General features: G+C 65.1%; 1 protein-coding gene and 1 pseudogene. Both read left to right on the top strand.

What is annotated here, in order from left to right; all coding sequences use genetic code 11:
- Positions 1 to 741, top strand: a 741-nt coding sequence (locus GR167_RS20060) for an electron transfer flavoprotein subunit beta/FixA family protein (RefSeq protein WP_160975516.1), incomplete at its 5' end; no start/stop codon positions are given.
- Positions 741 to 1,327 (top strand): annotated as a pseudogene (locus tag GR167_RS20055) (electron transfer flavoprotein subunit alpha/FixB family protein); the annotation flags it as partial. The gene GR167_RS20060 and the pseudogene GR167_RS20055, both read left to right, overlap by 1 nt.

Raw genomic sequence — 1,327 nt, 5'->3', positions numbered from 1 at the left:
GTCAAACGTGTGATCGACTACAACGTGAAAGTCCGCGTTAAGGCGGATGGCAGCGGTGTCGATCTGGCCAATGTCAAAATGTCGATGAACCCGTTCGACGAAATCGCCGTGGAAGAGGCGATCCGCCTGAAGGAAGCCGGCAAGGCCGAAGAGGTCGTGGTGGTTTCCATCGGCGTCAAGCAGGCGCAGGAAACCCTGCGCACCGCGCTGGCCATGGGTGCCGACCGCGCCATCCTGGTGGTGGCCGCCGATGACGTCCACACCGATATCGAACCGCTGGCCGTCGCCAAGATCCTCAAGGGCGTGATCGACGAAGAACAACCCGGGCTGGTCATCGCCGGCAAGCAGGCGATCGACAACGACATGAACGCCACCGGCCAGATGCTGTCGGCGCTGCTGGGCTGGTCGCAGGCGACCTTCGCCTCGGAACTGGACATCGACGGCGGTGCCGCCGTGGTCACCCGCGAAGTCGACGGCGGTCTGCAGACCATCAAGGTCAAGCTGCCGGCGATCGTCACCGCCGATTTGCGCCTGAACGAGCCGCGCTATGCTTCGCTGCCCAACATCATGAAGGCGAAGAAGAAGCCGCTGGATGAAAAGACCGCCGGTGATTACGGCGTCGACGTCACCCCGCGCCTGGAAATCGTCAAGACCTCCGAACCGGAGGCCCGCCAGGCCGGTGAGATCGTCGGTTCGGTCGACGAGCTGGTCGCGAAACTGAAAGAAAAGGGAGTCGTGTAATGGCTGTTCTCCTGCTTGCTGAAGTCACCGACGGCGCGCTGGCGCTGGACGCAACCGCCAAGGCCGTTTCCGCCGCCAAGGGCTTGGGCGACGTGACCGCGCTCTGCGTCGGCGCCGCCGCCGCCGAGGCCGGGGCCGAGGCCGCCAAGATCGACGGCGTGGCCAAGGTTCTCGTCGCCGAGGATGCCTCGCTCGGCCACCGGCTGGCCGAACCCACCGCGGCGCTGATCGCGTCGCTGGCGGGCGATTACAGCCACATCGTGGCGCCCTCGACCACCGACGCCAAGAACATCATGCCGCGCGTCGCGGCTCTGCTCGACGTGATGGTGATCTCGGACGTGTCGGGCGTTGTCGACGCCGACACCTTTGAGCGCCCGGTCTATGCCGGCAACGCGATCCAGACGGTAAAGTCGAAAGATGAAAAGAAGGTTATCACCTTCCGCACCTCGTCCTTCGACGCCGCCGGCGAAGGTGGTGCTGCCGCGGTTGAAACCGCCGCTGTCCCGGCCTCCGAAGGCCTGTCGGAATGGGTCGAGGACAAGGTCGCGGCCAGCGACCGTCCGGAACTGACCTCTGCGGGCATCGT

The sequence above is a fragment of the Thalassovita mangrovi genome (genome assembly GCF_009857745.1).
Lineage (GTDB): Bacteria > Pseudomonadota > Alphaproteobacteria > Rhodobacterales > Rhodobacteraceae > Thalassobius > Thalassobius mangrovi.
The sequence above is the reverse complement of the archived record's forward strand: the minus strand, read 5'-3'. Positions and strand labels throughout refer to the sequence as shown.